Here is a 4864-nt window from a genome sequence, read left to right as displayed (position 1 = left end):
ACATCGCCCTCAACAAGGCGCTCGGCGGCGGCTGGGACGGCGTCGTCGACACCACGACACCCGAGATCATCGACGTCAAGACCGGCCCAAGGCTGGCAAAGCTGGCGGCGCCCTGACCGGTTCCCAAATTCGGCGACGCGTGACACGCCGCCTATCGCCGACGCAGCGCTTGAAACGTCGCCTTCCGCTTTGGCAATGGCGGGAGCGCCATATCGCTGATACTGATGGCGTCCACGCACAGCCCAGGCGCCGCCGATGACATCCAATTCAGATAAGGCCGAAGCGGTCGGACAGTTGCTCGAAACGCCGGACCTTGCCACAGCGCTTGAAAGCGAACAGTTCAAGAAGTTCCTCGACCAGATGCCGATCGCGATTGCGGTGTCGGACCTCGGCGCGAAGGAGCGTGTCGTCTATGCAAATCCGGAATTCGAGAAACTGTCCGGCCTGAGGGCGGCCAGGCTCGCTGAGAAGCACTGGGCGGCACTTTCCGGCACCGGGCTGCACCAGCAGAAGGACCGCGCGCTGTTCGAGGCGGTGGTCGAGGAGACCGATTTCGTCGGAACGTTCCGGCTGGAGCGGGCCGAGGACAGACCGGTGATCGTCGATGTCTATTCCAACGTCATCGAGGACGACAACGGCAAGGTGTGCTTCCGGCTGGTAGCGCTTGTCGACGTCTCTGCTCATGGCGAGACCGAGGATGCGAGCTCGGTCGAGGACCGCGTGCGTGAGAAGGACACGTTGCTGCGCGAATTGCAGCACCGGGTGAAGAACAATCTGCAGATGATCACCGCCCTGATCCGGCTGGAGACGCGCAACGCGACCGAGCCGGACCGGAAGCGCTTCGAGAGGCTGGCAGGCCGCGTCGACGCGCTGGCGATCCTTTACCAGACGCTGTCCGGCGACGATCAAAAGGATGAGGTCGATCTCGGCGTCTATCTCAGCCAGATCGCGTCCGCGGTGATGAACTCACATGCGGTCGAAGGCATTCGCCTCGACATGAAGGTCGATACCTATCCGGTGTCGGTCAACGTCGCCATGCCGACCGGGCTGGTGGTGAACGAGCTTTTGACCAATGCGCTCAAGCATGCCTTCAAGGGGCGCGACGGCGGCACGATCACGCTGCACAGCATCGTTAGCGGCGATGGCTGCCGTATCGTCGTCGCCGATGACGGCATCGGCCTGCCGGAAGGCGAGACATGGCCCAAGCCCGGCAAGCTCGGCGCGCTGATCGCCCGTTCGCTGACCGAGAACGCCAAGGCGGAATTCGACGTGAATTCGAGCGCCAGCGAGGGCACGCGGGTCACCATCGTCTTCAAGCGCTCGGCCGCCGCCGCTTAGGCAGGCCCTGGCCGATGGTGGTGCTTGCCCCAGCCGACTGTCTCCCCGTGCCTCACGACAGGCCTGCGTGAGGAGGCCATAGCTGCCACCCATGCCGGCGGGCCGCGCAGATGGCCCGACAGGGCAGGGAAGGATGAAACCAAAGTGACATCGACGCCGATTGCCCGTCGTGAAGCGGCGGCCTTGCCCATCGCGGCGCTGATGGGCGCCATGGTGTCGATCCAGATCGGCGCCACCTTCGCCAAGGGGCTGTTCCCGCTGATCGGCGCGCAAGGCACGACGGCTCTGAGGCTGGTCATCGGCGCATTGATGCTGGTCGCGGTGCTGAGGCCGTGGCAGATGCGGCCGTCGCGCGCCACCTTGCCGTGGCTGGTCGCCTATGGCGTGACGTTGTGCGCGCTCAACCTTCTGTTCTATGCCGCGCTCGCCAGGATTCCGCTCGGCATCGCGGTGGCGCTGGAGTTCTCCGGCCCGCTCCTGGTGGCGACGCTGACCTCGCGGCGCGCCAGCGACTTTGCCTGGATCGCACTGGCGGTGGCCGGCATCGTCTTGTTGTCGCCCTTCGTCCGTTCGCTGCGGCCGCTCGATCCGACCGGGGTGATGCTGGCGCTGGCGGCCGGCGGCTTCTGGGCACTCTACATCGTGCTGGCCCAGAAGGCTGGCGCCGAGCTTGGCACCCGCACCACGGCCTACGGCATGGCGATCGCCGCCGTGCTGGTCTTGCCCTTCGGCGTCGCGCAGGCGGGAACCGCGCTGCTCGCGCCATCGATCCTGGTCAGTGCCTTGCTTGTCGGCCTGTTTTCCAGCGCGCTGCCGTTCTTCCTGGAGATGGTGGCGTTGACCCGTATGCCGGCGCGCATCTACGGCACGCTGACCTGCCTGGAGCCGGCGCTGGGCGCGCTGGCCGGCTTCCTGTTCCTGCATGAAACCCTGACCGCGCCGCAACTGGCCGGCATCGCCGCTGTCATTGCCGCCGCCTTCGGCACCGCGCTGACATCGCGGCCGCCGGTGCCGTCGCCGGAGTAGGGGCCGATCCGCCGACGCGGGTCATGCCGAGAGCCGATCCCGCCACCTCCGGCCGCCGCGTTCGCCAATCGCCGCCACCGCTCCCCATGGACTTCTCCAAAATACAACCCATATGGACTCCATGGAGCTTTGAGCGTGACCTTCGCGCGGGTGGCCCTTCTTGCCGCGGCCTTTGTCGCCGTGGCTGTCTTTTCTCCCTTCTCTTCGGCCGGGAGCGAGAGGGTCGCGCTGAGCGTCGCCATTGACGGCGCCATCGGGCCGGCAAGCACCAGGCAGCTCGAGGAAGCGCTCGACGTCGCCGCCAGGCGGAACGCCGCGGTCCTCATCCTTCAACTCGATACGCCCGGCGGGCTGGTCACCTCGATGCGCGAGATGATCGCCGATATTCTCGCTTCGCCAGTGCCCGTCATCGGCTATGTCGCGCCGGCCGGCGGCCATGCGGCAAGTGCCGGCACCTATATCCTCTATGCCACCCACGTCGCGGCGATGGCGCCGGGCACCAATCTCGGCGCCGCGACGCCGGTCGAGATGGGCGGCCTGCCGTCGCTTCCCGGCGGCGAGAACGACAACGGCCCGGCCAAGGACGAGAAGGACGCCACCGGGCGGCCGGCGGGCGACGCGATGATGGCCAAGGTGACCAATGACGCCGTCGCGCTGATCCGCTCGCTCGCCGAACTGCGCGGGCGCAATGGCGACTGGGGCGAGAAGGCCGTGCGCGAGGCGGCGAGCCTGTCGGCCAATGCGGCGCTGCAGGAACATGTGATCGACTTCGTCGCCCACGATAGCACCGAGCTGTTGCAACTGGCCGATGGGCGCACCGTCGACGTGGCCGGCAAAAAAGAGGTGCTGGCGACGAAAGGGCTGCCGGTCGAGACGCTGGAGCCCGGCTGGTTCATCCAGCTGCTCGCCATCATCACCGACCCCAACACCGCCATCATCCTGATGCTGGTCGGCGTCTATGGCATCATCTTCGAGTTCACCAGCCCAGGTGCCGTGGCGCCCGGCGTCATCGGCACCATCTGCCTCGTGCTCGGCCTCTATGCGCTCAACCTCCTGCCGATCAACTATACCGGCCTTGCCCTGATGCTGCTCGGCATCGCCTTCCTCGTCGTCGAGGCCTTCAATCCCACCGTCGTGCTCGGGCTCGGCGGTGTGGCCGCCTTTCTGTTCGGCGCCGCCATGCTGCTGAGAGTCGAGGGGCCGGGCTTTGCCATGTCATGGGCCATCATCGGTCCCGCCGCCGCGCTGACGCTTGGGCTGGCGCTGCTGACCGGCACCTATGTCTGGGCGGCGCGCAGGAACCCGCCGCGCGTCGGCGGCGAGGCCATGCGCGGCCTGCCGGCCGAGATCCTCGACTGGCAGGGCCGCGAAGGCCACGTGCTGGCCCAGGGCGAGCGCTGGCGGGCGAAGGCCGACGAACCCATCGCGCCCGGCGACAGCGTCGAGGTGACCGATGTCAGCGACCTCGTGCTGACCGTGCGGCGGCGCGATGCGGCAAGGAACGGAGCAAAACAATGAGCATCGGTTACGTGGCCTATCTGCTGCTTGCGCTGGTCGTGGTCATATTCCTGTCCGCGGCCATCCGCATCCTCAGGGAATATCAGCGCGGCGTGGTCTTCACGCTCGGCCGCTTCACGGGGGTCAAGGGTCCCGGTCTCATCATCCTCGTCCCCTTCGTCCAGCAGATGGTGAAGGTCGACCTGCGCGTCGTGGTGCAGGACGTGCCGCCGCAGGACGTGATTTCGCGCGATAACGTCTCGGTGAAGGTCAACGCGGTGCTCTATTTCCGCATCGTCGACGCCGAGCGGGCGGTCATCCAGGTCGAGGACTTCATGGCCGCCACCAACCAGCTGGCGCAGACCACGCTGCGCTCGGTGCTCGGCAAGCATGAGCTCGACGAGATGCTGGCCGAGCGCGACAAGCTCAACAGCGACATCCAGGAGATCCTCGACCAGCGCACCGATGCCTGGGGCATCAAGGTCTCCAATGTCGAGATCAAGCATGTCGATCTCAACGAAAACATGATCCGCGCCATCGCCAAGCAGGCCGAGGCGGAGCGGCTGCGGCGCGCCAAGGTGATCAATGCCGAGGGCGAGCAGCAGGCGGCGGCGAAACTGGTCGAGGCGGGCCGGATGCTGGCGGCCGAACCGCAGGCCATGCAGCTACGCTATTTCGAGGCTTTGCACGACATCGCCGGGGAGCGTTCGTCCACGGTGGTGTTCCCGCTGCCCGTGGATCTGCTCAGCCAGTTCATGAAGGGGCAGGGGAAGTAAGGATGCGCGCGTAATCTCCCCCCTTGAGGGGGAGATGTCGCCGAAGGCGACAGAGGGGGTCGGTACGTCCTGACGCGACCTCTTATCGCCGGCAGCGGAGGCCGGCGCTCCACGCGAGGCGACCCCCTCTGGCCTGCCGGCCATCTCCCCCTCAAGGGGGGAGATCCCTCAGATCAGCTTCTCCAGCGTGATCGGCAGGTCCCTCACGCGCTTGCCTGTCGCGTGGA

Annotated in this window: 4 protein-coding genes; all 4 read left to right on the top strand. The window is 66.7% G+C overall.

Annotation, left to right across the window (positions count from 1 at the left end; translation table 11 throughout):
* Nucleotides 1-255 precede the first annotated feature (255 nt).
* The 4 genes from NR193_RS32980 to NR193_RS32965 all read left to right on the top strand — a co-directional run bounded on the left by NR193_RS32980 (nt 256) and on the right by NR193_RS32965 (nt 4637).
* Nucleotides 256-1338: a sensor histidine kinase gene (locus tag NR193_RS32980; protein WP_256754834.1), complete on the top strand. Its 1083-nt coding sequence runs from the start codon at nt 256-258 to the stop codon at nt 1336-1338.
* A 144-nt stretch (nt 1339-1482) separates the two neighbouring features.
* Complete coding sequence (locus NR193_RS32975) at nt 1483-2364, top strand: DMT family transporter (protein ID WP_256754833.1); 882 nt, start codon at nt 1483-1485, stop codon at nt 2362-2364.
* Nucleotides 2365-2499: 135 nt separating this feature from the next.
* Nucleotides 2500-3882 (top strand): nodulation protein NfeD, encoded by a 1383-nt coding sequence (locus NR193_RS32970; protein WP_256754832.1) that lies wholly within the window; start codon nt 2500-2502, stop codon nt 3880-3882.
* A complete protein-coding gene (locus tag NR193_RS32965; RefSeq protein ID WP_091581579.1) occupies nt 3879-4637 on the top strand; it encodes a slipin family protein in 759 nt (252 codons plus the stop codon). The genes NR193_RS32970 and NR193_RS32965 overlap by 4 nt, the downstream gene beginning before the upstream one ends.
* The last annotated feature ends 227 nt before the right edge of the window (nt 4638-4864 follow it).

Source organism: Mesorhizobium sp. Mes31 (assembly GCF_024519675.1).
Classification (GTDB): Bacteria; Pseudomonadota; Alphaproteobacteria; order Rhizobiales; family Rhizobiaceae; genus Mesorhizobium.
The sequence above is the reverse complement of the archived record's forward strand: the minus strand, read 5'-3'. Positions and strand labels throughout refer to the sequence as shown.